This window comes from Pseudomonas parafulva NBRC 16636 = DSM 17004, from assembly GCF_000730645.1.
Classification (GTDB): Bacteria; Pseudomonadota; Gammaproteobacteria; order Pseudomonadales; family Pseudomonadaceae; genus Aquipseudomonas; species Aquipseudomonas parafulva.
Map to the genome: position 1 here is coordinate 37,611 of NZ_BBIU01000028.1, position 25,453 is coordinate 63,063.

28 protein-coding genes and 1 riboswitch are annotated in these 25,453 nt (G+C 65.1%); of the genes, 14 read left to right on the forward strand and 14 right to left on the reverse strand.

What is annotated here, in order from left to right:
• Positions 1-23: 23 nt before the first annotated feature.
• Genes PPA02S_RS17405 through PPA02S_RS17415 form a run of 3 tightly spaced genes read right to left on the reverse strand, consistent with a single transcriptional unit; the run spans position 24 to position 2,581 of the window.
• Complete coding sequence (locus PPA02S_RS17405; protein WP_028633058.1) at positions 24-1,289, reverse strand: ABC transporter permease; 1,266 nt, start codon at positions 1,287-1,289, stop codon at positions 24-26.
• Positions 1,289-1,999 (reverse strand): ABC transporter ATP-binding protein, encoded by a 711-nt coding sequence (locus tag PPA02S_RS17410; RefSeq protein WP_028633057.1) that lies wholly within the window; start codon positions 1,997-1,999, stop codon positions 1,289-1,291. The genes PPA02S_RS17405 and PPA02S_RS17410 overlap by 1 nt, the downstream gene beginning before the upstream one ends.
• On the reverse strand, positions 2,000-2,581 hold the full coding sequence (locus PPA02S_RS17415) for a DUF2796 domain-containing protein (protein WP_028633056.1): 582 nt from the start codon (positions 2,579-2,581) through the stop codon (positions 2,000-2,002).
• 132 nt (positions 2,582-2,713) lie between these two features.
• On the opposite strand from PPA02S_RS17415, the gene PPA02S_RS17420 reads away from it, so the two are divergent.
• The gene (locus PPA02S_RS17420) at positions 2,714-3,058 is read left to right on the forward strand and encodes a hypothetical protein (protein WP_028633055.1); all 345 of its coding nucleotides are present in this window, start codon (positions 2,714-2,716) and stop codon (positions 3,056-3,058) included.
• A gap of 41 nt (positions 3,059-3,099) precedes the next feature.
• Here the strand turns inward: PPA02S_RS17420 and trxA are convergent, their stop codons facing one another.
• Genes trxA through PPA02S_RS17435 form a run of 3 tightly spaced genes read right to left on the reverse strand, consistent with a single transcriptional unit; the run spans position 3,100 to position 5,116 of the window.
• The gene (gene trxA / locus PPA02S_RS17425) at positions 3,100-3,972 is read right to left on the reverse strand and encodes a thioredoxin (protein WP_028633054.1); all 873 of its coding nucleotides are present in this window, start codon (positions 3,970-3,972) and stop codon (positions 3,100-3,102) included.
• A 31-nt stretch (positions 3,973-4,003) separates the two neighbouring features.
• A complete protein-coding gene (locus PPA02S_RS17430) occupies positions 4,004-4,663 on the reverse strand; it encodes a class I SAM-dependent methyltransferase (protein ID WP_028633053.1) in 660 nt (219 codons plus the stop codon).
• Positions 4,664-5,116, reverse strand: a complete 453-nt coding sequence (locus PPA02S_RS17435; protein WP_028633052.1) for a YbaY family lipoprotein — start codon at positions 5,114-5,116, stop codon at positions 4,664-4,666.
• A 106-nt stretch (positions 5,117-5,222) separates the two neighbouring features.
• Here PPA02S_RS17435 and nrdR point away from each other — a divergent pair, with 106 nt between their 5' ends.
• The 12 genes from nrdR to PPA02S_RS17495 all read left to right on the forward strand — a co-directional run bounded on the left by nrdR (position 5,223) and on the right by PPA02S_RS17495 (position 13,920).
• Positions 5,223-5,687, forward strand: a complete 465-nt coding sequence (nrdR, locus tag PPA02S_RS17440; protein ID WP_027915127.1) for a transcriptional regulator NrdR — start codon at positions 5,223-5,225, stop codon at positions 5,685-5,687.
• 2 nt (positions 5,688-5,689) lie between these two features.
• A complete protein-coding gene (ribD, locus tag PPA02S_RS17445; RefSeq protein ID WP_028633051.1) occupies positions 5,690-6,820 on the forward strand; it encodes a bifunctional diaminohydroxyphosphoribosylaminopyrimidine deaminase/5-amino-6-(5-phosphoribosylamino)uracil reductase RibD in 1,131 nt (376 codons plus the stop codon).
• 41 nt (positions 6,821-6,861) lie between these two features.
• Positions 6,862-7,527: a riboflavin synthase gene (locus tag PPA02S_RS17450; protein WP_028633050.1), complete on the forward strand. Its 666-nt coding sequence runs from the start codon at positions 6,862-6,864 to the stop codon at positions 7,525-7,527.
• A 17-nt stretch (positions 7,528-7,544) separates the two neighbouring features.
• Complete coding sequence (gene ribBA, locus PPA02S_RS17455) at positions 7,545-8,636, forward strand: bifunctional 3,4-dihydroxy-2-butanone-4-phosphate synthase/GTP cyclohydrolase II (RefSeq protein WP_028633049.1); 1,092 nt, start codon at positions 7,545-7,547, stop codon at positions 8,634-8,636.
• A 92-nt stretch (positions 8,637-8,728) separates the two neighbouring features.
• Positions 8,729-9,205 (forward strand): 6,7-dimethyl-8-ribityllumazine synthase, encoded by a 477-nt coding sequence (ribH, locus tag PPA02S_RS17460; protein ID WP_028633048.1) that lies wholly within the window; start codon positions 8,729-8,731, stop codon positions 9,203-9,205.
• A complete protein-coding gene (nusB, locus tag PPA02S_RS17465; protein ID WP_028633047.1) occupies positions 9,202-9,702 on the forward strand; it encodes a transcription antitermination factor NusB in 501 nt (166 codons plus the stop codon). Before ribH ends, nusB begins: the two co-directional genes overlap by 4 nt.
• A 17-nt stretch (positions 9,703-9,719) precedes the next feature.
• Positions 9,720-10,688, forward strand: a complete 969-nt coding sequence (gene thiL / locus PPA02S_RS17470) for a thiamine-phosphate kinase (RefSeq protein WP_028633046.1) — start codon at positions 9,720-9,722, stop codon at positions 10,686-10,688.
• A complete protein-coding gene (locus PPA02S_RS17475) occupies positions 10,685-11,188 on the forward strand; it encodes a phosphatidylglycerophosphatase A family protein (RefSeq protein ID WP_028633045.1) in 504 nt (167 codons plus the stop codon). The genes thiL and PPA02S_RS17475 overlap by 4 nt, the downstream gene beginning before the upstream one ends.
• A gap of 16 nt (positions 11,189-11,204) precedes the next feature.
• On the forward strand, positions 11,205-11,948 hold the full coding sequence (locus PPA02S_RS17480; protein WP_028633044.1) for a substrate-binding periplasmic protein: 744 nt from the start codon (positions 11,205-11,207) through the stop codon (positions 11,946-11,948).
• Positions 11,949-12,074: 126 nt separating this feature from the next.
• A complete protein-coding gene (ribA, locus tag PPA02S_RS17485; RefSeq protein ID WP_028633043.1) occupies positions 12,075-12,692 on the forward strand; it encodes a GTP cyclohydrolase II in 618 nt (205 codons plus the stop codon).
• Entirely contained in the window at positions 12,689-13,108 is a 420-nt protein-coding gene (locus PPA02S_RS17490) for a hypothetical protein (protein ID WP_028633042.1), read from the forward strand. Before ribA ends, PPA02S_RS17490 begins: the two co-directional genes overlap by 4 nt.
• Positions 13,108-13,920, forward strand: a complete 813-nt coding sequence (locus PPA02S_RS17495; RefSeq protein ID WP_028633041.1) for a cobalamin-binding protein — start codon at positions 13,108-13,110, stop codon at positions 13,918-13,920. Before PPA02S_RS17490 ends, PPA02S_RS17495 begins: the two co-directional genes overlap by 1 nt.
• Here PPA02S_RS17495 and PPA02S_RS17500 read toward each other — a convergent pair.
• From PPA02S_RS17500 to PPA02S_RS17535, 8 genes are all read right to left on the reverse strand, one after another.
• Positions 13,898-15,772, reverse strand: a complete 1,875-nt coding sequence (locus PPA02S_RS17500; RefSeq protein WP_028633040.1) for a TonB-dependent receptor domain-containing protein — start codon at positions 15,770-15,772, stop codon at positions 13,898-13,900. The two genes, PPA02S_RS17495 and PPA02S_RS17500, sit on opposite strands and share 23 nt — an antisense overlap.
• 60 nt (positions 15,773-15,832) lie before the next feature.
• Complete coding sequence (gene dxs / locus PPA02S_RS17505; RefSeq protein ID WP_028633039.1) at positions 15,833-17,728, reverse strand: 1-deoxy-D-xylulose-5-phosphate synthase; 1,896 nt, start codon at positions 17,726-17,728, stop codon at positions 15,833-15,835.
• A 91-nt stretch (positions 17,729-17,819) separates the two neighbouring features.
• Positions 17,820-18,707, reverse strand: coding sequence for a polyprenyl synthetase family protein (locus PPA02S_RS17510; protein ID WP_028633038.1), 888 nt, complete (start codon positions 18,705-18,707; stop codon positions 17,820-17,822).
• Complete coding sequence (locus PPA02S_RS17515) at positions 18,704-18,946, reverse strand: exodeoxyribonuclease VII small subunit (RefSeq protein WP_028633037.1); 243 nt, start codon at positions 18,944-18,946, stop codon at positions 18,704-18,706. Before PPA02S_RS17515 ends, PPA02S_RS17510 begins: the two co-directional genes overlap by 4 nt.
• Before the next feature lie 131 nt (positions 18,947-19,077).
• Positions 19,078-19,728, reverse strand: a complete 651-nt coding sequence (ribB, locus tag PPA02S_RS17520; protein ID WP_028633036.1) for a 3,4-dihydroxy-2-butanone-4-phosphate synthase — start codon at positions 19,726-19,728, stop codon at positions 19,078-19,080.
• A gap of 82 nt (positions 19,729-19,810) precedes the next feature.
• Positions 19,811-19,952: riboswitch (FMN riboswitch) on the reverse strand.
• A gap of 55 nt (positions 19,953-20,007) precedes the next feature.
• Positions 20,008-20,925, reverse strand: coding sequence for an alpha/beta hydrolase (locus tag PPA02S_RS17525; RefSeq protein WP_028633035.1), 918 nt, complete (start codon positions 20,923-20,925; stop codon positions 20,008-20,010).
• 70 nt (positions 20,926-20,995) lie between these two features.
• Positions 20,996-22,342 carry a HAMP domain-containing sensor histidine kinase gene (locus PPA02S_RS17530; protein ID WP_028633034.1) on the reverse strand — a complete coding sequence of 449 codons (1,347 nt, stop codon included), beginning with the start codon at positions 22,340-22,342 and terminating at the stop codon, positions 20,996-20,998.
• The gene (locus PPA02S_RS17535; protein WP_028633033.1) at positions 22,342-23,034 is read right to left on the reverse strand and encodes a response regulator transcription factor; all 693 of its coding nucleotides are present in this window, start codon (positions 23,032-23,034) and stop codon (positions 22,342-22,344) included. The genes PPA02S_RS17530 and PPA02S_RS17535 overlap by 1 nt, the downstream gene beginning before the upstream one ends.
• 182 nt (positions 23,035-23,216) lie before the next feature.
• Here PPA02S_RS17535 and PPA02S_RS17540 point away from each other — a divergent pair, with 182 nt between their 5' ends.
• Complete coding sequence (locus PPA02S_RS17540) at positions 23,217-25,382, forward strand: TonB-dependent siderophore receptor (protein ID WP_028633032.1); 2,166 nt, start codon at positions 23,217-23,219, stop codon at positions 25,380-25,382.
• Positions 25,383-25,453: the final 71 nt, after the last annotated feature.

Sequence of the window (25,453 nt, forward strand, 5' to 3'; positions counted from 1 at the left end):
CTGTCTGATCATTGAACACGTACTCAAAGGTGGATCGACAAACCATCGGCTAACGACTGCCGATACGCTCGCCAGGCCGGTACGCTACCCATCAGCAACGCCGCGCCAAGGATGATAGCCAGCAACGTCCACTCGTGGGCGCTCGGCAGCGCCAACGGCAGGAACAAGCCGTAGTTGGCCTGCACATACCCTTGGGCCAGGGCTATGCCCGCATACAGCAAGCCCAGCCCGGCGACGATGCCGACACCCGCCAGCGCCAGCGCTTCCAGCACCAGCAGCCCTGCAATATGCCACGGCCTGGCGCCCACCGAACGCAAGATCGCCATCTCCCGCCGCCGCTCATTGAGGCTGGTCAGAATCGCCGTAAGCATGCCGATCAAACCGGTCAGCACCACGAACAGCGACACCACAAACAGGGCCTGCTCAGCGGTGCCCATCAGGCTCCACAGTTCCTGCAGGGCCACCCCAGGCAAGATCGCCAGCAGCGGCTCGCTGCGGTACTCGTTGATTTCACGTTGCAGGCTGAAAGTGGCGATCTTGCTGTTGAGCCCCAGCATGAAGGCGGTAATGGCGGTTGGCTGCAGGTCCATGGTGCGCGCCTGCTCAGCACTGATGCGCCCCGCCCCCCGGGCTGGCACCCCGTTGTGCCAGTCAATGTGGATGGCTTCCATGCCGCCCAGGCTGATATGCAGGGTGCGATCTACCGGGGTGCCAGTGCGTTTGAGCACACCGACCACGGTAAACGGCTTGTCGTCGTGTTTCACCAGGCTGATGGCTGCCACCCCATGGGCCAGCACCAGCTTGTCGCCCAATGTGTAGTGCAGGGCTTCGGCCACTTCTGCCCCAAGCACCACCTCGAACGGGTCGGTGGCAAAGGCGCGGCCCTGGCTCAGCTCCAGGTGCTGACGCCGGCCGTACTGATAGTGCTCGAAGTAGTCGCCGGTGGTCCCCATCACCCGATAACCGCGGTGCGAGTCGCCCAGCGAAATGGGGATGGCCCATTTCACCCGCGGGTCCTTGGCGTAGTGTTCATAGCTGTCCCACCGAATGTTGTTGGTGGCGTTGCCGATGCGAAACACGGAATACAGCAGCAGGTTGACCGAGCCGGAACGAGCGCCGACGATCAGGTCGGTGCCGCTGATGGTACTGGCAAAGCTGGCGCGGGCTTCGGTGCGCACGCGTTCCACGGCCAACAGCAGGCAGACCGACAGGGCAATGGCAAACGCGGTGAGAAAGGCGGTAAAGCGCCGGTTGGCCAGGCTGGCCAGGGCAAGGCGAAACAGGTACATCAGACCTCCCGGGGCTTGGCGGCGCGGTTGAGTTCGGCCAGGGAAAGGTGGCGGTCGAACAGGGGCGCCAGGCTCTGGTCGTGGCTCACGAACAGCAGGCTGGCGCCCGCCGCGCGGCACTCGGCGAACAGCAGGCTGATGAACGCCTCGCGGGTATCGGCATCCAGGGCCGATGTCGGCTCGTCGGCGATCACCAGTTCGGGCTGGCCGATCAGCGCGCGCGCAGCGGCAACCCGCTGCTGCTGGCCAATCGACAGGCTGTCGGCGCGCCTTGCCTGCAATGCACTGTCATCCAGGCCCAGGTGGGCCAGCAAGGTTTGCGCCGCTTGGGCGACGCTGCCGTGGCGCTGCTCGGCCCGCGTCTTGCGGCTGGCCGAGAAGCGGCACGGCAGTTCGACGTTTTCCCGTACCGACAGAAACGGCAGCAGGTTGAACTGCTGGAAGATATAGCCGGTGTGGTCCACCCGGAAGCGATCCCGGGCGCCTTGCCCCAGGCCGGCCACGTCCTGACCCAGCAACCGAATGTGGCCACGCTCGGGCACGGTCACGCCGCCAAGCAACCCCAGCAACGTGGTTTTGCCACTGCCGCTGGGGCCTTTGAGAAACACGGCCTCACCGGCATCCAATTGGAATGCCGGCACATCCAGCAGCGGCGCCTGGCCAGGCCAGGCGAACACCAGGTCTTGCAGTTGTATCAGCGGCTGGCCCATTCAGAACGTAACCACGGCCTTGGCCGGTGTGGTTTCCAGCCCTTTCTGGCCGTTGGGGCCTATCAGTTGCACGTTGATTTTCTGGGTGGCCGGGAACGCCTTGAACAGCGGTGCCAGGTCTACTTGTGCGAGCTTGCCCGGGTTGCTGCAGGTGAGCTGGTAATGGGCCCCGATATCACTGTGCTGGTGGCTATCTTCATGGGCGTCACCGTCGTTGTCAGCCTTGGCGGCATCGCCGAACAAGGGGCTTTCCAGCGCTTGCTGGTCTTCCTTGCAGCCGGCGGCGGCAGCAAGGCCGAACAGCGTGAGGGGTTGTTCGAGCTGTTTGCGCACCGCCGCTACCTTGGCCTTGTCGGCATCGGTGCTGGCGGCGTGCTCGAAGCCCACCAGGTTCATCGCCGGGCTGTCCAGTTCCAGCTCCAGGCTGTTGCCATCGAGTACGGCGTTGAGCTTGGCCACCCCGTGTTCATGGGCGCCGAGTGTGCCATGGGCATGGTCGTGATCATGGTCATCGTCATCATGGGCGTAGGCCACGGCCAGTGGCAGCAAGGCGAAGGGCAGGGCGAGCAGCAGACGACGCATGGAATGCTCCAGAACAGGTTATGGATGTTGCGGTTATGTTATAACGAATTCTCCCGCGACTACCAGCCTGCGTGGCGCAGGTTTCATGTTGCGGTAGCATGCATCGCATCAACCCGCTTCAAGGAATGCACCGTGAGAATACGTGGACAGATTGGCCAATGGCCTGTGGACCTGACAATCGAACTGGCCCCTGAAGAGTGGGCCCAGCTCGGCCGGCAGGCTGAGCTGCCGGTTGCCCCGCAGCCTGTCCAGCCCCCAGCCGCAGCGGCGCCCCGCCAGGACGACGGCCAGTGGGCTGCAGCCCGCGACGTGTTGCGCGTGGCGGGGCAAATGAGCGGGCCGGAATTGCTCGACCGCCTGGAGGGCCTGGCCGGGAGCACTGCCGCAGGCAAGCGCCTGTTGGTGCGCTTGCGCCACTCCAGCGAGGTGAAGGTGGCAAGTGGCGAGGATGCGCCGGTGTATCACTGGGTAGGCTGAGAGGCCTTGGACACAGGGGCCGGCTGGCGGCCCCGGAAAGGCTAGAACATCGCCGCCGACAGCTTGCGCCGGTAAACCCCCACCAGCGGGTGATCACTGCCTAGCAACTCGAACACCTGCAGCAGGGCTTTTTGTGGCAGACCGTTTTCATAAGCGCGGTTACGCTGGAACAGCTTCAACAGGCCTTCCAGTGCCGCCTCGTACTGCTGGCGCGCCAGCTGCTGGATACTCAGCTGGTAGGCCGCCTCATCGTCTTCGGCGTTCTGCGCCAGCCGGCTTTTCAGGTCAGCCACTTCCGGCAGGCTCTCGGCCTGGCGCAGGAAGGTCAGTTGCGCCTTGGCACCGGCCAGTGCAGCTTTGTGTTCGTCACTTTTGACCGCATCCAGCACCACCTGGGCTTCACCCAGCTCACCGCGCTCGGCCAGGCAACGGGCGTAGAAGATCAGCGCTTCAGCGTTGCTGTTGTCCTCAGCCAGCAGTGCCTGCAACAGCGCCTCGGCTTCAGCGAAGCGGCTTTCGGCAAACAGCGCCTTGGCTTGTTCCAGCGGCGACGCAGCGGCCGGGGCGGGCAGTTGCACATGGGGCTCAAGCAGGGCGCGGATTGCCGATTCAGGCTGGGCACCGGCAAAACCGTCAACCGGCTGGCCGTCCTTGAACAGCACCACCGTGGGCAGGCTGCGAATACCGAACTGGGCCACGACCTGCTGTTCAACGTCGCAGTTGACCTTGGCCAGCAACAGCTCGCCTTGGTAGCCCTCGGCGATTTTTGCCAGCAGCGGCATCAGGGCCTTGCAGGGCGCGCACCACTCGGCCCAGAAATCCACCAGCACGGGCTTATGGAAGGAGTTCTCGATCACCAGCTGCTGGAAGTTGGCATCGGTGACGTCGAAAATGTAGGGCGTGTCTTGGGTCATCGCGACTCTCACAAACGGGTGTATGGCACCACTATAAGGGGTCGCGGCTGGCGTGGTACAGGCTGACCCGGCGGAATTCGTGCGGTTCGGCCAGGTCTGGCAGGGTCAGGGCGTCCAGTACCCCCAGTTGCCGGTACAGCGGGTGGCTGAAGTCGCGCACCCTGGAGTCTGCCACCAGCGCCTGGCGGCCGCGGCCGAGAAAGGCATCCAGCAGCGGCAGGTTGGCGCGGTCGTACAGCACGTCGGCTACGAGAATGAGGTCGAAGCGGTCGTCTTCGGCAAAAAAATCGCTGCTGTAACCCAGCGTCACGCCATTGAGCGCCGCATTCGCCTGGCATGCCTGCAAGGCCAGCGGGTCGAGGTCGCAGGCCACAACCTCCAGCGCCCCCGCCCGCGCGGCCGCGATACCGGCGATGCCGGAGCCTGCGCCAAAATCCAGCACTCGCTTGCCCGCTACCCATTGCGGGTGCTCTGCCAGAAAGTGCGCCATGGCCAGGCCGCTGGCCCAGCAGAAGCTCCAGTACGGCGGCTCTTCCAGGATGCGCCGGGTTTCATCACTGCTGAAGGCCCGGTCCATGTTCTGCTCGTCGATCAGCCACAGCCGCAGGTCGCAGCCGGGCAGGTCGCTGACGACCAGGCGGGCTTCACCGATCAGCGCGCCAAGCGCCTGCGTCAGGGCCAGCGGCGCCACTCAAGGCGCCTTTTCGAAGCGCAGCGGGCCGGTGGCCTGGGTTTGCGCCTGGGCGATGGCCACCGGCGGCAGGTGCAGGATCAACTGGCCGGAGCGGCTGGCGCGGCCGCGCAGCTCTACACGTGCGCCGGCCGGGAAGGCTTCGGGGTTGAAACGCAAGTGGTAGGGCAGCGCCTGGCCAGTACCGGTCAGGTTGCTGCTGGCCAGCAGCCGTTGCGGGCGGTTGCGCTCGTCGATCACCAGCAGGGCGAGTTCAACCTCGGCCCCGGCCGGCACCTCCAGCAAGGTACCGCTCAACTCGCGCTGGTAGGCGGGCAGCGGGCCCAGCACTTTGGCAGGCTTGGCTTTGGCAACCGGCGCAGGCGCAGGCGGGGTGTCGGTCTTCGGCCTGTCGCTGCCACACGCGGCGAGCAGGGCGGCGCAGCACAGCACAACGAGTGCTCGGTGGTGCATGGAGGAGTCCTTAGCGGGCAGATTTCCCTTGGATGTTAACCCCTTTGGCTTGTCTTGCCAGTGCAATGCGCTACCATGGCCCTCCCTTTTTTTGTTGCCTGCCACCATGCACTGTCCCTTTTGCGGTGCCAACGACACCAAGGTCATCGATTCTCGCCTCGTTGCCGAGGGCGAGCAGGTGCGCCGCCGCCGCGAGTGCGTGGCCTGCGGCGAGCGCTTCACCACCTTCGAAACCGCCGAACTGGTGCTGCCCCGGCTGATCAAGCAGGACGGTACACGTCAGCCCTTCGACGAAGACAAGCTACGCGCCGGCATGCAGCGGGCCCTGGAAAAACGCCCGGTGAGCGTCGAGCGCCTGGAAGCTGCGCTGGCGCACATCAAGAGCCGGCTGCGCGCCACCGGTGAGCGTGAAGTGAAATCCCTGGTGGTGGGCGAACTGGTCATGGGCGAGCTGCGCAAGCTCGATGAAGTGGCCTACATCCGTTTTGCCTCGGTTTACCGCCGCTTCCAGGACCTGGACGAGTTCCGTGAAGAAATCGACCGCCTGGCCCGCGAGCCAGCCAAAGAGTGAACATGCAAAGCCCCTCTGCCGCCCTTGATGCCCACTACATGGCCCGCGCGCTCGAACTGGCGCGCAAGGGCCTGTACAGCACCCACCCCAACCCCCGCGTGGGTTGCGTCATCGTGCGCGATGGCCAGGTGGTGGGCGAGGGCTGGCACGTTCGCGCCGGCGAGCCCCATGCCGAGGTGCACGCGCTGCGCCAGGCCGGGGAGCAGGCCCGGGGCGCCTGTGCCTACGTGACCCTCGAACCCTGCAGCCACCATGGGCGTACCCCGCCGTGCGCCGAAGCCCTGGTCAAGGCCGGCGTGGCGCGGGTGGTCGCAGCCATGCAGGACCCGAACCCGCAAGTGGCAGGGCGTGGCTTGCAGCGCCTGGCCGACGCCGGCATTGAAGTGGCCAGCGGTGTGCTTGAAGCCGAAGCGCGGGCGCTCAACCCGGGCTTTCTCAAGCGCATGGAGCACGGCATGCCGTTCGTTCGCGCCAAGCTGGCCATGAGCCTGGACGGGCGCACCGCCATGGCCAGCGGCGAGAGCCAGTGGATCACCGGCCCGGCTGCCCGCTCGGCCGTGCAGCGCCTGCGCGCCCGCTCCAGCGCGGTGCTGACCAGCGCGGCCAGCGTGCTGGCCGACAATGCGCGCATGACCGTGCGCGGTGATGAACTGGGCCTGGATGCCGACACCACTCAACTTGCCCTCAGCCGCCCCCCCTTGCGCGTGCTGGTCGATGGCCGCCTGCGCTTGCCGCTGGACGCGCCTTTTTTCCAGGCCGGCCCGGCCCTGGTGGTGACCGCTGTCGCGGATGACCCGCGCTATGCCGCAGCAGGCCATGAACTGCTCAGCCTGCCCGGCGACAATGCCCAGGTCGACCTGCCGGCGCTGCTGCACGCCCTGGCGGCCCGGGGCGTCAACGAAATCCTGCTGGAAGCCGGCGCTGGGCTGGTGGGGGCGTTTGCCCGGCACGGCCTGGTCGATGAGTACCAGCTGTTCGTCGCTGGCACCTTCCTCGGCTCCCTCGCCAGGCCGCTGCTGGAGTGGCCACTGAGCAGGATGAGCGAGGCGCCGCGGCTGAAAATCACCGACATGCGTGCAGTAGGCGATGACTGGCGCGTCACAGCCGTCCCGCTGCCGCCGCCCGGCGTATAATGCCCGGCTTGCCCCGCGCAAAGCGTTTTTGAGGAAGACCCATGTTCACCGGCATCATCGAATCCATCGGCACCATACGCAGCCTCACCCCCAAGGGGGGCGACGTGCGTGTATACGTCGAAACCGGCAAGCTCGACCTGGCAGACGTCAAGCTGGGGGACAGCATTGCCGTCAATGGTGTGTGCCTGACGGCGGTCGAGCTGCCCGGCAACGGCTTCTGGGCCGACGTCAGCGTCGAAACCCTCAAGCGCACGGCCTTCATCGACCTGAAGAGTGGCAGCAAGGTCAATCTTGAAAAGGCCCTCACCCCTACCACCCGCCTGGGTGGGCACCTGGTCAGTGGCCACGTCGACGGGGTGGGCGAAATCATCTCGCGCAGCGATAACGCCCGCGCCATCCAGTTCCGTGTGCGCGCACCCAGGGAGTTGGCCAAGTACATCGCCCACAAGGGTTCGATCACCGTCGATGGCACCAGCCTCACGGTCAACGAGGTCGATGGCGCCGAATTCGAGCTGACCATCGTCCCGCACACCCTGTCCGAAACCATCATGGCCGACTACCGCGCAGGGCGTCGGGTAAACCTTGAGGTCGACCTGCTGGCCCGTTACCTGGAGCGTCTGCTGCTGGGCGACAAGGCTGCCGAACCGAGCAAGGGCAGTGGCATAACCGAAAGCTTCCTGGCCGCCAACGGCTTCTTGAAATCCTGATTGAGAAGGGGGTGCCAGTGGCGCTCAACAGCATCGAAGAACTGGTCGAAGACATCCGCCAGGGCAAAATGGTCATCCTCATGGACGACGAAGACCGCGAGAACGAAGGCGACATCATCATGGCAGCCGAATGCTGCCTGCCCGAGCACATCAACTTCATGGCCAAGCACGCCCGCGGCCTGATCTGCATGCCGATGACCCGCGAGCGCTGCGAAACCCTGAAGCTGCCCCTGATGGCCCCGCGCAACGGCTCGGGCTTCGGCACCAAGTTCACGGTGTCCATCGAAGCGGCCGAGGGTGTTACCACCGGTATCTCCGCGGCCGACCGTGCACGTACCGTGCAAGCGGCAGCTGCCAAGGACGCCAAGGCCGAAGACATCGTCAGCCCCGGGCACATCTTCCCGCTGATGGCCCAGCCGGGCGGCACCCTGGCCCGCGCCGGCCACACCGAAGCGGCTTGCGACCTGGCGCGCATGGCCGGTTTCGAGCCCAGCGGCGTGATCTGCGAAGTGATGAACGACGACGGCACCATGTCGCGTCGCGCCGAACTGGAAGTGTTCGCTGCCGAGCACGGCCTGAAAATCGGTACCATCGCCGACCTGATCCACTACCGCATGATCCACGAGCGCACCGTGCAGCGGGTGTCCGAACAGCCCGTGGAAAGCGAGCTGGGTGAATTCAACCTGGTCACCTACCGCGACGCGGTGGAAGGCGACGTGCACATGGCCCTGACCCTGGGCAGTATCTGCGCCGAAGAGCCGACCCTGGTGCGCGTGCACAACATGGACCCGTTGCGCGACCTGCTGCTGGTTAAGCAACCGGGCCGCTGGAGCCTGCGCGCTGCCATGGCCGCCGTGGCCGAGGCCGGCAGCGGCGTGGTGTTGCTGCTGGGCCACCCGCTGGACGGCGATGTGCTGCTGGCGCATATCCGCGAAAGCGCGGGCGATGCCCCGGTCAAGGCGCCCACCACCTACAGCACCGTCGGCGCCGGCTCGCAGATCCTGCGGGACCTGGGCGTGCGCAAGATGCGCCTGATGAGTTCGCCGATGAAGTTCAACGCGATATCCGGATTCGACCTGGAAGTTGTAGAATACGTGCCCTCCGAGTGACTTGAGGCGGCATTGATGCCCTGCAGCTCGAGTCCATACCCCTGTCGAGGCCGCCAGCAAGCGGCCTCGCGTTTGAAGATGAGAATATCGGAATGAACCTGAAGACCATCGAAGGTACCTTCATCGCCCCCAAAGGTCGCTATGCTTTGGTGGTTGGCCGCTTCAACAGCTTCGTCGTCGAAAGCCTGGTGAGCGGTGCCGTTGACGCCCTGGTACGCCACGGTGTCAGCGAAAGCGACATCACCATCATCCGTGCTCCGGGTGCTTTCGAGATCCCGCTGGTGGCACAGAAGGTCGCCCAGCAAGGTGCCTATGACGCGATCATCGCCCTGGGTGCAGTGATCCGTGGTGGTACCCCGCACTTTGAATATGTAGCGGGCGAATGCACCAAGGGCCTGGCCCAGGTGTCCATGGAGTTCGGCGTACCGGTGGCATTCGGCGTACTGACCGTCGATTCCATCGAGCAGGCCATCGAGCGCTCCGGCACCAAGGCCGGCAACAAAGGTGCCGAAGCCGCCCTGTCCGCTCTGGAAATGGTCAGCCTGCTGGCGCAGTTGGAGGCCAAGTGATTAGCGACGAAAGCGATCGTTTCAACCCGCGCGATCCAAAACCTGCGGATGCCGGCAAGCCGTCGAAGAGCGCCAAGCGTCGTGAAGCGCGCAAGCTTGCGACCCAGGCGCTGTACCAGTGGCACATGGCAAAGCATTCGCTGAACGAGATCGAGGCGCAGTTCCGGGTCGATAACGATTTCACCGATGTCGACGGCGCCTATTTCCGCGAGATCCTGCATGGGGTCCCGGCAAGCAAGGACGAGATCGACAACGCGCTGGTGCCGTGCATGGCCATTGCACTGGATGAACTGGACCCGGTTGAGCTGGCCGTGTTGCGCCTGTCCACCTGGGAGCTGATCAAGCGCGTCGACGTACCGTACCGCGTGGTGATCAACGAAGGTGTGGAACTGGCGAAAGTGTTCGGGGCCACCGACGGCCACAAGTTCGTCAACGGCGTGCTGGACAAGCTGGCACCTGTGCTGCGTGAAGTTGAAGTCAAGGCTAACAAGCGCTGACCCCGGCGCTGGCTGCCATGGGTGAGTTCGAGCTGATCAACCACTACTTTGCCTCTGCGGCTTGCGCGCAAGGGGGTGAGGGCGTGGTGCTGGGGATCGGCGACGACTGCGCCCTGCTCAGCCTGCCACCCGGCGAGCAACTGGCCGTGTCCACCGACACGCTGGTGGCCGGGGTGCATTTTCCCGACGCCTGCGACCCTGGCCTGCTTGGCCAGCGCTCGCTGGCCGTGGCAGCCAGTGACCTGGCCGCCATGGGCGCCACCGCCATCGGCTTCACCCTGGCGCTGACACTGCCCGAGGTCGGCCCGGCCTGGCTGGCGGCTTACGCCAATGGCCTCAGCCGTATGGCCCACCGCTGCCGCATGAGCCTGGTGGGCGGCGACACCACCCGTGGCCCGTTGAGCATCACTATCACCGTTTTTGGCCGTGTGCCCGCCGGGCAAGCACTGCGCCGCAGTGGTGCGCGCCCTGGGGATGTGCTGTGTGTCGGCGGCCCGCTGGGCAACGCGGCTGGCGCACTGCCGCTGGTACTGGGCCAGCGCCAGGCGCCTGCCGAGCAGGCCGAGCCGCTGCTCAATCACTACTGGGCCCCCATGCCACAGCTCACCCTGGGGCAATGGCTGCGTGGCTCTGCCACGGCGGCGCTGGACATCTCCGACGGGCTGCTCGCCGATTGTGGGCACATCGCCAAGGCCTCGGGCGTGGCGCTGCAGGTGAACCTGGCCCAGGTGCCAGTGTCTCCTGCTTTGCAGGCATTTCTCGGGCATGACGCTGCGTTGCAGGCGGCGCTCACCGGGGGTGACGACTACGTGCTGGCCTTCACACTGCCGCCCGAGGCCCTGGCGCCGCTGGCCAGCCTGGGCTTTATCGAAGTGCATGTGATTGGCCGCGTACTGGAAGGGCAGGGCGTTACCTTGCTCGACCGCGACGGCCAGGACATCACCCCCGTGCAGCGGGGCTACCAACATTTTAGGGAGACACCGTGACCGACCACCCCAATCAGGTGCCTGCGGAGTTCGTTCCGCCTTCGGTCTGGCGCAACCCGTGGCACTTCATCGCCTTTGGTTTTGGTTCGGGCACTTTGCCCAAGGCCCCGGGTACCTGGGGCTCGCTGGTAGCAATACCGTTCATCCCGCTGTGGCAGATGCTGCCAGACTGGGGTTACTGGTTGCTGCTGGGTGTGAGCATGCTGTTCGGCATCTGGCTGTGCGGCAAAGTGGCCACCGACTTGCGTGTGCACGATCACGAAGGCATCGTCTGGGACGAGATCGTCGGCATGTGGATCACCCTCTGGCTGGTGCCGGACGGGTGGCAATGGTTGCTGGCGGGCTTCCTGATGTTCCGTTTCTTCGACATCCTCAAGCCCTGGCCCATTCGCTGGATCGATCGCCACGTACACGGCGGTGTGGGCATCATGCTGGACGATATCCTGGCAGGCGTGTTCGCCTGGCTGGGCATGCAGGTGCTGGTTTGGGCGGTTGCCTGACACAGGGAGCGTAGGGATGGCCGTGAGGGCTGTATTGCTGGCAATGCTGCTGAGTATTTGCCCTTGGGTGGCAGCAGGTGAACGCCTGCCCCAGCAAGTGCGCCTGGCCAGCGAAGAATGGCTGGACTATACGAATGCTGATGGCAGCGGGCTCGCCTGGGACCTGATGCGCAAGGTATTCGAGCCGGCCGGCGTCAAGGTGGTGGTGCAGAGCGCCCCCTATAGCCGGGCCATCGGCCTGGTCAAACGCGGCGAGGCCGATGCCTGGGTGGGTTCGTACAAGGAAGAGGACGAAGACAACCTCTACCCGCGCTGGCACTACGACATGGACCATATCTACGCCTTGGGGCTGGCCAGCAAGCCAGCCCCCACCTTGGCGAACATCGGTGACTTTCGCCTGGCATGGGTGCGCGGCTACGACTTTGGCAAATACCTGCCGCGGGTTCGTGATTTTCGTGAAATCCAGCGCCGTGAAGGCATCTTGCCGATGCTTGAGCACGACCGGGTGGACTTCTACATAGACGCGCTTACCGAAGTCGACTATGTGTTGGGGCAAAGTTCGCGGCCCGAGCATTTTCGCCGTACCCACGTGGCCGAACTACCGCTGTACCTGGCCTTTGCCCGTCACGACCAGGGCAGGGCTTTGCGCGACCTGTTCGACAAGCGCATGGGCGAACTGGTACGCAGCGGTGAGCTGAAGGCCATTTTCGAGCACTGGAAGCAGCCGTACCCGTTCGGGGCAGGCAGCGCCCCTCAGTGATCGCCTGCAAGCAGCGGTGTATCGAATTTTTCGATATCAACCGCCCGTATTCAGCCAGCGCACAGTCGCCGACCTGCTGATACAATCGGCCCACGAGAAATCACCTACTTATGCCAGGAGCACAACGTGCCCGTCGTCTTTGTTGCCGCCTCTAAACTCCCGACCCCCTTTGCGACCTTCACCATGCATGGCTTTCTCGATGAAGCCACGGGCCGTGAGCACGTGGTGCTCAGCCTGGGTGACATCGCGGACGGGCAGCCGGTGTTGGGGCGTCTGCACTCCGAATGCCTGACCGGGGATGCCCTGTTCAGCCAGCGTTGTGACTGTGGGTCGCAGCTTGAAGCTGCCCTGCAGGCCATCGCCCGCGAGGGGCGCGGTGTGCTGCTGTACCTGCGTCAGGAAGGCCGTGGCATCGGCCTGCTGAACAAGATCCGCGCCTATGAACTGCAGGACGGCGGTGCCGATACCGTCGAAGCCAACGAGCGCCTGGGCTTTGCCGCCGACCAGCGCGATTACGGCATCTGCCTGCCGATGCTCGAGCACCTCGGGGTGAAGTCGCTGCGCCTGATGACCAACAACCCGCGCAAGGTCAAAGCCCTCACCGACATGAACATCATGGTTGCAGAGCGCGTGCCGCTGCACACCGGCCACAACCCGCACAACCGCTACTACCTGGCGACCAAGGCCGGCAAGCTGGGCCATATGCTGGGCAATGAACACCAGGGCGAGGTGCCCCAGGCGTGACCCGCGCCCAGGTCAAACGGCGCCTGGCGCTGGCCTGGTGGCAATACCTGGCGGTCGGCCTGGTGCCGTTGCCTGTCATGGCCTGGGCCTTCGGCGGGGGCGATGCGCTGATTCCGGTGCTGGCCATGCCGCTGTTCATCGCTGGCGCGGCCACCATGTTCCTCAGCCTGCCGCGCTTCGGTGCTTACAAACTGGCCCTTATCGCCACTTCCAAGGCATTGGGCACCCGCGCAGAGCCTGCTGCCTGGATCGAGCTGGCACGGGCCCGGCGTATGGCCATGTTGTACGCGTGCTTCCCGGCCTGGGTCGGGGCGCTGTCGGTACTGGTAGGCCTTGAGACGGTACCGCGCCTGCTGCTGGCGTTGTCGACGCTGGTGCTGTTGTACCTCTATCGCATCCCACGCCAGCTCGGCTGATGCGCCTGTTGCTCGGGTTGCTGGCGCTGCTGGCATCCACCGCCATGGCGGCGCCGCCGCTGCGGGTCGTCAGCCTGGCGCCCTCCATGACCGAAATCATGCTCGAACTGCACGCTGATGACTTGTTGGTAGGTGTGCTCGACGGTGGCGAGCGGCCTGGCGCGCTGGCGGCGCTGCCCTCGGTTGGGCGCCAGGGCCAGTTGAACATAGAGCGCCTGGTCGGCTTGCAGCCAGACTTGCTGCTGCTGTGGCCGGGCAGTATTGGCCCCGCCCAGCGCGATCAGCTAAAGCGCCTGGGCATTGAAACCTTCAGTGCCGAACCTCGCACTGTCGACCAACTGATCGGGCAGATCGAGGCCATTGGCCAACAGGTGGGGCGTGGCGAGGAGGGCCGCCGGTACGCACAGGCACTGCGTCAACGGCTGCAGCAACTGCGTCAGCAATACCAGCGGCGTGAGCCGTTGCAGGTGTTCTACCAGGTATGGGACCGACCGTTGTATACCCTCGGTGGCCGCCAGGTGGTCAGCGACGCCCTGGCCGTGTGTGGGGCACGCAATGTGTTCGCCGACCTGAGCCTGCCGGCACCGCAGGTCAGCGTTGAGGCGGTGCTGGCGCGCAACCCCCAGGTGGTTGTGGCCGGAGACCAAGCCCAGTTGGCCGGCTGGAAGCGCTGGCCGCAGCTGCGTGCGGTAGCCGATCAGCGCCTGCTGGTCGTGCCCGACAAAGGGCTGGAGCGGCCCAGCGGGCAAATGATAGAGGCCACAGCCCGCCTGTGTGCACTGCTGGCGGCTAAAGCGCCGGCGTCCAGGTAACGCTGAACAGCAGGGTGCGGCCTTCCTCGCGGTAAGTCGGGTTGGTCCCTTCATAACTGTAGCGTGCCCGGCCGTACGAGCGGCCCAGCAGGTTGTCCACCTTGGCCTCCAGCTTCAGCGCATCCGTGGCCGCCCAGCTGCCGCGTAACCCCAGCAGCCCATAACCGCCGATGCGGTTACGGTTGCCCTCGTCGTCATAACTGCTGCTCACGGCCTGCCAGCTCGCCCCGACGTTGAAACGCCCCAGTTCCCTGTCCACATCCAGGCTCAAGGTACGGCGAGCGCGGCGGGCGAGGGTGTGGCCACTGTCGCGGTCACGTGGGTCGATCAGCGCCAAACCCAGCTGGCTATGCCAGGCGCCCCACTGCTGGGCCAAGGCCATTTCCAGGCCATTGATGCGTGCCGAGGCGACGTTGCGCGGTATCGAGCCCTCACCGAACACGATCGCATCGCGCAGGTCGGTGCGGTACAGCGAGGTTTCCAGCCGGCTGTCGGTCGTCAGCTGGCTGCGCCACTGCAGCTCGTAGCTGCGTGAGTGCTCAGGCTTGAGGCCAGGGTTGCTGTACTGCGGGTAGTACAGGTCGTTGAAGGTTGGGGCGCGGAAGCCCTCGCTGTACGACAGCAGCACATCGTTGCGCTCATCAAGCGGCAGGGTCAGGCTGCCGCTCCAGGTGGTCTGGCCGCCAAACTGCTGGTTGCGGTCGTGGCGGACGCCCAGTTCCGTGGCAAAACCTTCCCCCGTATACCTGTGCTGGATGAACACGGCGCGGTTCCAGCGGCTGTCCTGGGTGAAGTCGGTGCTGGCATGCACCCGGTCTTCGTACCAGTCTGCACCGGCCAGCAGGCTGTTGCGCTCGTCCAGCACCAGGTCATTCTGCCAGGTGACCTGGTCCCGGTAGGTATTGAAAACAGAGCGTTCGCTGCTGAGCTTGTCACGCTTGTCGTCGCGGTTTTCGCTGTGGGCCAGCTCCAGCCTGGAATGCCAGCCGTCGCTGAACTGGGCGTCCACATAGCTACCCAGGCTGCTCACGCTAAAGTCGGTGTAGGGTTGCTGGCCACTGACCTCGAAGGTGTCCATGTCGAAGCGGCCATAGGGGTTGTCGTATTCGCTGCGGCCCTGGCTGTTCAGCAGGTTCAAGCCGGCCTCGAAGCGTTCGCCAAAGGTGTGGCTCAGGCTGAGGTTGAGCGCTTTGTTGCGGTAGGCATCGTGGTCGCTGTCGCTGGCAAACGATGGGCCGGTCGCATCGATACCGGCGGTTTCATCCAGGCTGGCGCCAAGGTTGAAGCGTGTGGCTCCGTCGCCACCAGCCAGGCCAAGGCTGCGCTGGAACGTCTGGTGGCTGCCGGCTGCCACACGCAGGCGTGGCTGCAAACCGGCACCGTTGCTGCGCCGAGTGAAGATCTGGATAACCCCGCCAATGGCATCGCTGCCGTAAATCGCCGAACGAGAACCGCGCAGTACCTCGACCCGCTCGATCTGGTCCACATTCAGAAACTGCAGGCCGCTGTCACCGGAGGTAGCGTTGGCGATACGCACGCCATCGACCAGCACCAGGCTTTGTGCTGTCTTGGTGCCGCGGATAAAAATACCAGGCAGGCTGCCACGACCACCGGTGGGTGCCACTTGCACGCCAGGTACGCGGGTGAGCAGGTCGGTGACGCTGGTGGGTTGCAGGCGGTCGATATCGGTGCGGGTGAACACGGTATTGGCCGCGCTGGTGGCAGTGCGCGATTCCACCTGGCGGCTGGCGCTGATCAGCACATCGGGCAGCTTGAGGGGGGCATCACGCTCAGCCGCCAGTAGTGGCACCGGCAGGCACAGCAGGGTCGCGGTGAGGGTTGGGAGTTTCATTGGCTTTACCCTGGCAACCGCCGGCTTGCCGGCGATCGGGCCGCAAAGCGGCCCAGTAAATCAAAGGCCGAGCTTGCCCATGCGGGCTCTCACCGAAGCCTCTATCCCCGCCGCATCAAGCCCGCACTCGGCCAGCATCTGCGCAGGCTTGGCGTGCTCCACATACAGGTCTGGCAAGCCCAGGTGCAACAACGGCTTGGTCACCGCCTGGCTGGCGAGGAACTCACCCACCGCAGCCCCCGCGCCGCCCATAATGGCGTTTTCTTCGAGGGTCACCAGCAGTTCATGGCTATCGGCCAACTGCAGCACCAACGCTTCATCCAGCGGCTTCACGAAGCGCATGTCGACCACGGTAGCGTCGAGCTGCTCGGCCACCTGCAGCGCTGGCGCGAGTTGCACGCCGAACACCAGCAGGGCCACTTTGCTCCCTTGGCGGCGCACCACGCCCTTGCCGATTTCAAGCGGCTCCAGGTCGTCGCTGATCGGCGCGTTCGGGCCGGTGCCACGTGGGTAGCGCACAGCCGCCGGGCCGTTGTAGAGGTGGCCGGTGCTGAGCATCTTGCGCAACTCGTTTTCGTCGCTGGGGGTCATCACCAGCATGCCCGGGATACAGCGCAGGTACGACAAATCGTAGCTGCCGGCGTGGGTCGGCCCGTCTTCGCCCACCAGGCCAGCACGGTCGATGGCAAACAGCACGTCCAAGTTCTGCACGGCCACATCATGGATCAACTGGTCGTAGGCACGCTGCAGGAAGGTGGAGTAGATCGCCACCACCGGCTTGCTGCCCTCGCAGGCCATGCCGGCCGCCAGGGTAACCGCGTGCTGTTCGGCGATGGCCACGTCGAAATAGCGCTCGGGGTAGCGTTCGCTGAAGGCCACCAGGTCGGAGCCTTCCTTCATGGCCGGGGTGATACCCACAAGGCGGTTGTCGGCAGCCGCCATGTCGCACAGCCACTGGCCAAACACGGCAGAATACTTGGGGCCGCTGGCCTGCTTGGGCGCAGCGGGTTTGTCCGCTGGCTCAAGCTTGGTAATGGCGTGGTAGCCGATGGGGTCGATTTCAGCCGGGGCGAAACCCTTGCCCTTCTTTGTCACCACATGCAGGAACTGCGGGCCCTTCAGGTCCCGCATGTTGCGCAAGGTGGCGATCATGGTGGGCAGGTCGTGGCCGTCGATGGGGCCGATGTAGTTCCAGCCGAGCTCTTCGAAGAGGGTGCCGGGCACCAGCATGCCTTTGGCATATTCTTCGGTGCGGCGGGCGATTTCCCAGGCACCCGGCAGGCGCGACAGCACCTTCTTGCTGCCCTCGCGCATGCTCGCGTAGGTACGGCTGGAGAGGATCTTGGCCAGGTAGTTGGACAGCCCGCCGACGTTGCGCGAGATCGACATGTCGTTGTCGTTGAGGATCACCAGCATGTCGGCGTTGACTTCCTGGGCGTGGTTCAACGCTTCGAAGGCCATGCCTGCGGTGAGCGCACCATCGCCGATCACGGCAATCGACTTGCGCCCACTGTTTTGCAGGCGTGCAGCAATGGCCATGCCCAGCGCGGCACTGATGGACGTACTGGAATGGCCGACGCCAAAGGTGTCGTACTCGCTTTCGCTGCGGCGCGGGAAGGCGGCCACGCCGTCCTTCTGGCGCAGGCTGAGCATGCGGTTGCGGCGCCCGGTGAGGATCTTGTGCGGGTACGCCTGGTGGCCCACGTCCCATACCAGCCGGTCGTCCGGGGTATCGAAAACGTAGTGCAGGGCGATGGTCAGCTCGATCACGCCCAGGCCGGCACCGAAGTGCCCACCGGTCTGGCCCACGGTGTACAGCAGCTCCTGGCGCAGCTCGTCGGCCAGGCTCTCCAGGTCGGCTTCGGCCAGGCGGCGCAGGCCGTCAGGCGTGTCAGCGCGGTCGAGCAGCGGCGTGACCGGGCGTTCGCGGGGGATCTCTTGAAACGTCGTGGGCATCAGGCGAGTCGTTATAGGTGTTAAGACGCGGCAGTTTACCCCATTGGAGGAAAAGCTGCCCATTCACACGGGTGTCGCAGGGGCCGCAGGGTCAGTTGCGGCGTTCGACGATATAGCGCGCCAGCTCACGCAGCGGCTGGGCTTTTTCATCGAACCCTTCCAGTGCGACCAGCGCCTGGTCGCGCAGTTCGATCGCATAGGCCTTGGCGGCCTCCAGGCCCAGCAGCGAGGGGTAGGTGGGCTTGTCACGGGCAATGTCTGCGCCCTGGCGTTTGCCCAGGGTGGCGGTATCGCTCTCGACATCGAGAATATCGTCCTGCACCTGGAACGCCAGGCCCACGGCCTGTGCGTACGCCTGCAAGGCATCCAGCTGAGGTTGCTCGGCGCGGCCGCTGGCCAGGCCGCCCAGGCGCACACTGGCTTCGATCAGCGCACCGGTCTTGTGGCGGTGCATGAATTCCAGCGCCCGCTGGTCCAGCCTGATGCCCACCGAACCGAGGTCGATGGCTTGCCCGCCCACCATGCCGGCTGGGCCCGCCGCCTTGGCCAGGGCTTGCACCATGGCCAGGCGGATGCTGTCGGCCTGGGGGCTCAGGCGTGGGTCCAGCAGGGCATTGAATGCCAGGCTCTGCAGGCCGTCACCGGCAAGAATGGCACAGGCTTCGTCGAAGGCTTTGTGGGTGGTCGGCTGGCCGCGTCGCAGGTCGTCGTCGTCCATGGCCGGCAGGTCGTCATGCACCAGTGAGTAGGCATGGATCAGCTCGACCGCACAGGCGGCGCCGTTGGCTTGCTCTGCCGGTGCACCCAGTGCCTCGCAGGCGGCGTAGGCCAGCAGCGGGCGCACCCGCTTGCCGCCGTTCATCACGCTGTAGCGCATGGCAGCATAGAGCCGTTGCAGCGGTTCGCTGGGGGCGACGAACAGCGGTTCGAGGGCGCTGTCGACACGCGCCTGGCAGGTGGCCTGGTAGGCGCCGATCATGCCTCGGGCTCCACATCGAAGGGCTGGGCGGCCAGCTCGCCGTCGCGCTCCAGCAGAATCTGCACCTTTTGCTCGGCCTGGGCCAGGGCGCCCTGGCAATCACGGGTCAGGGCGATGCCCTGCTCGAAGGCGGCCAGTGAGTCTTCCAGCGACAACTCGCCGTTCTCCAGGCGCTCGACCAGTGCTTGCAGCTCGGCAAGGGATTGCTCGAAATCGAGGGAAGCTTTTTTACGGGCCATGGCGGCTGTCTCGGTGGCATTCTGAACGCCGCGACACTAGCAGAGCGGGCCGGGGGGAGCAAACTTGAGCGGCGAGGCCCCGCCTGCCCGTGCAGCTTGCAGGCAGGAGAAGCCGGCCAGGGTATGGCGTGTCAGGCGGTTTCGGCTACCCGCTGCAGCTGTGCTTCGCGGTAGCGCGCCAGCTCGTCGATGGTCAGCATCCGCAGCCCGTACTGGCGCGCATACACGGCCACGTCTTCACCCCGTGCCATGCTGCCATCGGGGTTCATCAGCTCGCACAGCACGGCAGCGGGGCGCAGGCCTGCCAGGCGCGCCAGGTCCACCGAGCCTTCGGTATGGCCACGGCGTACCAGCACCCCACCATTGCGTGCGCGCAGCGGGAACACATGCCCTGGGCTGACGATATGGCGCTGCGCTGCGGTGGAGGCCAGTGCAGCGGCAATGGTGGTGAGGCGGTCCTGGGCGCTCACGCCAGTGGTGATGCCTTCTGCGGCTTCAATGGTTACCGTGAACCCGGTGCCGTGCCGGGCCTGGTTGTTCTGCACCATGGGCGGCAGCTGCAGGTCATCGACGGTGGTTTCATCCAGGCACAGGCAGACGATGCCGCTGCAATCGCGAATCATCATGGCCATGGTCTGCAACGAAATGTTCTCGGCGGCGGCGATGATGTCCGCTTCGTCCTCGCGGTCGTCATCATCGAGCAACAGCACAGGGCGGCCAGCCTGGAAGGCGGCGATGGCAGCACTGACGTTGGGGAAGTGCAAAGGGTGCAACGTAGACATGAAACGCTCCTCGTGAAGGGTCGATGAACGTCTCGGGGCGAACACAATGCGCGCGCAGGGGCGCCCGTTGATGGCCCCTGCCTGACGCCTTCTTTCATCCGGACTATGACCGTCGGCCCTGGGTTCTCACCAGGTCTGCTGACCCCCGGCATGGCCGGGGCGCTCGCGGGCTCATCTTTCGATTTACCGCCGGTGGGGACTTTCACCCCGCCCTGAAGACCGGCCCAGCATACCGTACCGGCCTACGGCTTTGGCAAGCCTGAATGGCGAGGGCCTGGGCTACCGGGGCAGTGGGCGGTTGCCTTGCATGCCGCCCATGCCCTGGATCACCCAGCCCAGCGAGGCGGGCAGCATGGGCCCATGCCCGAGCCCCTGGAAGCGCTCGAACTGCACCTGCAGGCCTGCAACGTTGCCAAGGTACTGCAGCAATTCGCGGCTGCGTTGCTCCGCGTCATCACCCACGGGGCCTTGCGGGCTGCCAGGCTCGTCCGTACCGCGCATCAGCACCACATGTGGCCGGGCAGTGCCCAGGCGCTGTTGCACACCTTGGGCTTCATCGATGATGGCCCCGTCGTGCCACCACAATGAGGGGCTGGCGGCCGCGTAGAGGCTGAATTCCCCTGGCCGGGTGAACAGCGCGTGGAGCACGGCAAGGCCTCCGTAGGAGTGCCCCCACAGCGTCTGGCGCTGTGTGTCGATGGGCGCAACCTGCGCCACCATCGGCCGCATGCGGGTGCGCAGCAGGTCGAAAAACGCCTCTACGCCGCCGCTGGGTTGCCCGGTGAGCGGGTCTCGCTGGTCAGCCTGCCCGGCCAGCGCCGGGGTGTAGTCGTAGGTGCGGCTTGCCCGGTCGATGCGGTGGTCAGTCTGGTACCCCACCGCCACCAGCAGCGGTGCCTGGCCCTCGGCGAGCTTGGCCAGCTGGGCTTCGTCCAGTGCGCTGAGGGCGGCGTTGCCATCGAGCATCCACAGAACCGGGTAACCGGCTGCCGGTGCAGGGCGGTTCGGCTTGCCGACCCACAAGCGGTAGTGGCGCTTACCGTCGGCCGAGTCCAGGTCGAGCTGGCTGAAGCGGTAAGCCAGCCCGGGGCGGTGCAACAACGTCGTGTCCATCACCTGGTCGTGTTGGGGCTGGGCCGTGGCGCCGCAGGCGACGAAGGCCAGTGCGAGCGTCAGTGCCAGGATCAACTTGCTCATCGGGCGTCTCGTCAGGGGGCAAGGGTTGAATCGCCAGATGATAGACAGCCCCGCCAGCGCGTAAAGCGCCTTAACTTTCTAAACCGTCAGGTGCCATGGGCAGTGTCAGGTGCAGGTGCAGCCCGGGGTTGCCATTGCTGGCCCACAGCCGGCCACCCTGCAATTCGATGGCGCGGCGGGCGATGGCAAGGCCCAGGCCGAACCCTGTGCCACTGCCCGGCAGGCGTTGGTAAGGCGTGAAGATGCGCTCCAGCTCATGCTCGGGAACGCCCGTGCCCTGGTCACGCAGGCACAGGTGCCAGCTTCCCCCTTCGCGCCAGCCGTCCAGGCTCACCCGGCCTGCGGGCGGGGAGTGGCGAATGGCATTGCGCATCAGGTTTTCCAGGGCCTGGGCCAGGCTGTCCAGATGGGCCTGGACAACACAGTCGCTACCGAGCGAGCAGGGCAGGCGCTCCCGGCCCCAGCCACTTTCGAAGCAGATATCCTGGCACAGCGCCTCCCACACCGAAGCCATCAGCACAGGCTCGGTGGCCAGGCTGGGCTGTTCGGTATCCATCCAGGCCAGGTCGAGGGTGTTTTCCAGCAGCTTCTGCATATCGGCGACTTCGTAATCCAGGCGCTCGCGTAGCTGCGCTGCTGGCAGGCCACTGTCATGGGCGATACGCAGGCGTGCCAGGGGCGTGCGCAGCTCGTGGGAGAGGGTGCGCAGCAGCAGGCGCTGTTGCTCCAGGCTGTGGCGCAGGCGGGTGGCCATGTGGTCGAACGCCTGCGCCAGCTCGCCCAGTTCGTCGTGGCGGCCGTGCAAATGCAAACCGGGGCTCTCCAGGTCGTTGGCGCGCAGGGCATCGGCGCGGTCACGCAGGCGGTTCAATGGCGCCACAAGGTGCCTGTACAGCGCCAGGCCCAGCAGCAGCGCCAGCAGTGCCGGGGCAATACCGTGTGTGACCACGTGGGTCCAGGGGGTCAGCCCGGTGGGTAGCAGGCGCTCGGGCAACTGCATCACCACCCGACCTTGCCCGGGGTGTTGCACGAAGGCGATGCTCACGTAGGGCAGTTCATCCTGAAGGCGTCGGCTCATGGGCCAGGCCAGCTTGCGCATGAAGGTGAGGTGGCCGGCCTCGTCGGCGGTCAGCGGCGTGGTGCCCAGGCTTTGCAGGTGCGGGCCTACCACTGCGACCCAGGTGCCCTCGGTTGCCTGCACGTGCTGGCGCCAGGCTTCGACTGCAGGCGCTCCACCGGCCGCCAGGGCCTGTTCGGCCTGTTGGCCATAGCGCGCCAGGTACAATTGGTCGGCCTCAGGCAGAAAGTAGCTGCCACGTTCAACACTCAGGCCCCACGTCCATATCAGCCAGGTCAGCAGCAGGCAGAAACTCACCTGCAGCAATGCCAGCTTCCATAGCAGCGGGTGACGGCGCATCACGCCTGCTCCTGGTCGACCAGCACGTAACCCTGGCCACGCACCGCCTGGATCTGCACGTGCTGCACGTCGATGTCGGCGAGTTTGCGCCGCAGGTTGCACACGTGCACGTCAAGGCCCCGGTCCAGGCGGGTATAGGCCCGGTGCAGCACGGTCTGGTACAAAAACGGTTTGCTCAGCGGCTCGCCGGCATGGGCCTGAAGGGTCACCAGCAAGCGGAATTCGGACGGCGTCAGGCCGGCCGGTTTGCCGCCGTTCAGGGCATCCTGGCGGTCCTGGTCCAACAGCAAGTTGCCAAGGGTTGCAAGGCGTGCGGGTTGGCGGGCAAACGCCGCCCGGCGCAGCAGCGCGTCCACCCGTGCATCCAGCTCTGCCAGGCTGAAAGGCTTGGGCAGGTAGTCATCGGCGCCCCGGGTAAAGCCGGTGATGCGGTCCTGCTCTGCGCCCAGCGCCGACATCAGCATCACCGGTACGGCCTGGCGATGGCGCAGGGCGTCGAGCAGGGTCAGGCCATCGATGCCTGGCAGCATGATGTCCAGCAACACCAAGTCGAACGGTGCCTGGGCGATGGCGCCAAGGGCCTGCTCGGCGCAGGCGCAGGCCTGCACGCGAAACCCGCGGTCGAGGAAGTGGCGGTCCAGGTCGTGGCGCAGGCAAGGGTCGTCTTCGACGAGCAGCAGGGAGGTGGGCACGGGCAGCCTTGAATGAGAATGTCTATCAGTTGTGGATCATCCCACTGTCGCCCCGGCAGGGGCAATGCCTGCGTGTGTTAAGAAGGTTAATCCTGCTGCACCCCTGATTTTGCTCCGGTATCGTTCGCAAAAAGCAACGTGTTTCGTTTGCGAACTATTTCTATTTGGGCGAAGGGTAGGTCATGAAGGGTTCAAACGGGGTGGGGCGTGTGCGTTGGGTAATGCTGGGGTTGATGGCGCCGTTTTCGTTGTCGGCACTGGCCGAAACGGTGGCGGTGCAGGCTTCGGCCGCAGACAGCACGCTTGATCTGCCGGCGCTGACCATCGAGGGCAACCGGCTCTACGACATGCTGCCATCGGAGCAGACTGGCGGTTACAGCGTGGACGCCGCCACGGTGGGGACCAAAACGCCGGCTGCGCTGAAAGACATCCCGCAATCGATCACCGTCTATACCCAGGATTACGTCAAGGATCGCCAGTTCGTGCACCTGGATGACCTGGCCAAGTACACCGCCGGCCTGCGCACGCTGACCAACGACAGCGGCCGCTCCTCCATCTATGCCCGTGGCTACGAATACAGCGAGTTCAACATCGATGGCCTGCCGGCGCCCATGGCCAGCATCTTCGGTACCGTGCCGTCGCTGGTGGCCTTCGACCGTGTGGAAATCATGCGTGGCCCGGCGGGGCTGTTCAGCAGCACCAGCGAACTGGGTGGCATCGTCAACATGGTGCGCAAGCGCCCTACGGCCGAGTTCCAGGGCCATGTGGAAGGCCGCTACGGCAGCTGGGACACCAACCATGAAGAAATCGACCTGAGCGGGCCGCTGGACGATGCTGGCCGCGTGCGTGGCCGCCTGATTGCCTCACGCGACGACACCAATGGCGAGGTCGACTACAACGCCAACACCAGCAACAGTTACTACGGTGCGCTGGATGTGGACCTGGACGATGCCACCACCCTGTCGTTCGGGCTGATCCATGAGGTGAAGAACATCACCCCGCACAACGGCTACCCGGCGACACTGGCCGGCCAGGTGCCAGACTTCAGCCACTCCCGCTTCCTGGGGGCGGACTGGAACAGCTTCGACGGCAAGACCACCGACCTGGTCGCAGAACTGACCCACCGTTTCGACAATGGTGGTTATGGCCGGATCGCCGCCCGCGGCTCGCACCGTGATACCGATTACCTGTATGCCTTCACCGCCACCAATGCGGCCAATGGTGCCAACTCCGAACGCGCCAGCGCCCGGGATTTCACCCAGGACACCTACGCGCTGGACGCCAGCTACAGCCAGCCGTTCGAAACTTTCGGCCAGGTCAGTGAGTTCGTGGTGGGCAGCGACTACAAGAACTACGACACCGAGTACCTCAACGGCACCACCAACCTGGGGGCCATCAACGTCAATACCTACACGCCCAAGCGCTTCGCCAAGCCGTCGCCCAACTACAGCACCGAGACGGGGATGCAGGAAGAAGAATACGGCCTGTACTCGAAGGTGACCTTCCGCCCGGTCGAGCGCCTGGCGCTGATCGCCGGTGGCCGCTTCAGCTGGTACCGCGGCGACTTCTACACCACCACGCTCAAGACCGGCGCCACCACCAACGACAGCAAGCAGGTAGATGGCCATTTCACGCCTTACGGTGGGCTGGTCTACGACCTCACCGAGAACCACGCCCTGTACGCGAGCTACTCGCAAGTGTTCAAGCCGCAGTCTGCCACTGATGGCAATGGCCGTGTATTGAAGCCGCGCGAGGGCGAGCAGTATGAGTTCGGCTTGAAAAGCAGCTACTTCGGTGGCGACCTGAATACACGGTTCTCAATATTCCGGCTGACAGATGAGAACCGCGCTACCACGGTGTACGACGCCGACGGCGTGGCCACCAATGACTCGGCGGCATCAGGCAAGACCCGGGTGAAGGGCGCCGAGGTGGAAGTTAGCGGCAAACTGACGCCGAACTGGGAATTGCTGGCCGGTTACACCTGGATGGAAACCGAAACGGTCAAGGGTGATGCCGAAACCACCTTCTTCATCATGCCGCGCAACCAGGCTTCGTTGTGGAGCAAGTACACCCTCAGCGAGGGCCCGCTGACAGGGCTGGCCATCGGCGGCGGCGTTTCGGCGATGAGCAACTTCCACTCGGAGAATGGCGGGGTTCGTATCGATGCACCGGGGTACGCTACCGTGGATGCCATGCTGTCGTACCCGGTGACCTCGAAGCTTACAGCCACGTTGAACGTGAACAACCTGTTCGACCGGGACTACCTGTCGCGGGTGGGGTCTACCTCGACGTTCAACTTCTACGGGCCGTCGCGCAGCATGATGGTGGGGGCGCGTTACGATTTCTGAGGGGGTGATGCGTTTTGAATCGACCTCACGCAGCCGAAAAAAACACAATAAAAAGCCGGCTTGTGGCCGGC

What these genes read in the sequence shown, in the direction of transcription:
- PPA02S_RS17405 (WP_028633058.1), bottom strand. Translation starts at nt 1,289, where the DNA reads ATGTACCTGTTTCGCCTTGCCCTGGCCAGCCTGGCCAACCGGCGCTTT.
- PPA02S_RS17410 (WP_028633057.1), bottom strand. Translation starts at nt 1,999, where the DNA reads ATGGGCCAGCCGCTGATACAACTGCAAGACCTGGTGTTCGCCTGGCCT.
- PPA02S_RS17415 (WP_028633056.1), bottom strand. Translation starts at nt 2,581, where the DNA reads ATGCGTCGTCTGCTGCTCGCCCTGCCCTTCGCCTTGCTGCCACTGGCC.
- trxA (WP_028633054.1), bottom strand. Translation starts at nt 3,972, where the DNA reads ATGACCCAAGACACGCCCTACATTTTCGACGTCACCGATGCCAACTTC.
- PPA02S_RS17435 (WP_028633052.1), bottom strand. Translation starts at nt 5,116, where the DNA reads ATGCACCACCGAGCACTCGTTGTGCTGTGCTGCGCCGCCCTGCTCGCC.
- nrdR (WP_027915127.1), top strand. Translation starts at nt 5,223, where the DNA reads ATGCACTGTCCCTTTTGCGGTGCCAACGACACCAAGGTCATCGATTCT.
- ribD (WP_028633051.1), top strand. Translation starts at nt 5,690, where the DNA reads ATGCAAAGCCCCTCTGCCGCCCTTGATGCCCACTACATGGCCCGCGCG.
- PPA02S_RS17450 (WP_028633050.1), top strand. Translation starts at nt 6,862, where the DNA reads ATGTTCACCGGCATCATCGAATCCATCGGCACCATACGCAGCCTCACC.
- ribH (WP_028633048.1), top strand. Translation starts at nt 8,729, where the DNA reads ATGAACCTGAAGACCATCGAAGGTACCTTCATCGCCCCCAAAGGTCGC.
- thiL (WP_028633046.1), top strand. Translation starts at nt 9,720, where the DNA reads ATGGGTGAGTTCGAGCTGATCAACCACTACTTTGCCTCTGCGGCTTGC.
- PPA02S_RS17480 (WP_028633044.1), top strand. Translation starts at nt 11,205, where the DNA reads ATGGCCGTGAGGGCTGTATTGCTGGCAATGCTGCTGAGTATTTGCCCT.
- PPA02S_RS17495 (WP_028633041.1), top strand. Translation starts at nt 13,108, where the DNA reads ATGCGCCTGTTGCTCGGGTTGCTGGCGCTGCTGGCATCCACCGCCATG.
- PPA02S_RS17500 (WP_028633040.1), bottom strand. Translation starts at nt 15,772, where the DNA reads ATGAAACTCCCAACCCTCACCGCGACCCTGCTGTGCCTGCCGGTGCCA.
- dxs (WP_028633039.1), bottom strand. Translation starts at nt 17,728, where the DNA reads ATGCCCACGACGTTTCAAGAGATCCCCCGCGAACGCCCGGTCACGCCG.
- PPA02S_RS17510 (WP_028633038.1), bottom strand. Translation starts at nt 18,707, where the DNA reads ATGATCGGCGCCTACCAGGCCACCTGCCAGGCGCGTGTCGACAGCGCC.
- PPA02S_RS17515 (WP_028633037.1), bottom strand. Translation starts at nt 18,946, where the DNA reads ATGGCCCGTAAAAAAGCTTCCCTCGATTTCGAGCAATCCCTTGCCGAG.
- ribB (WP_028633036.1), bottom strand. Translation starts at nt 19,728, where the DNA reads ATGTCTACGTTGCACCCTTTGCACTTCCCCAACGTCAGTGCTGCCATC.
- PPA02S_RS17525 (WP_028633035.1), bottom strand. Translation starts at nt 20,925, where the DNA reads ATGAGCAAGTTGATCCTGGCACTGACGCTCGCACTGGCCTTCGTCGCC.
- PPA02S_RS17530 (WP_028633034.1), bottom strand. Translation starts at nt 22,342, where the DNA reads ATGCGCCGTCACCCGCTGCTATGGAAGCTGGCATTGCTGCAGGTGAGT.
- PPA02S_RS17540 (WP_028633032.1), top strand. Translation starts at nt 23,217, where the DNA reads ATGAAGGGTTCAAACGGGGTGGGGCGTGTGCGTTGGGTAATGCTGGGG.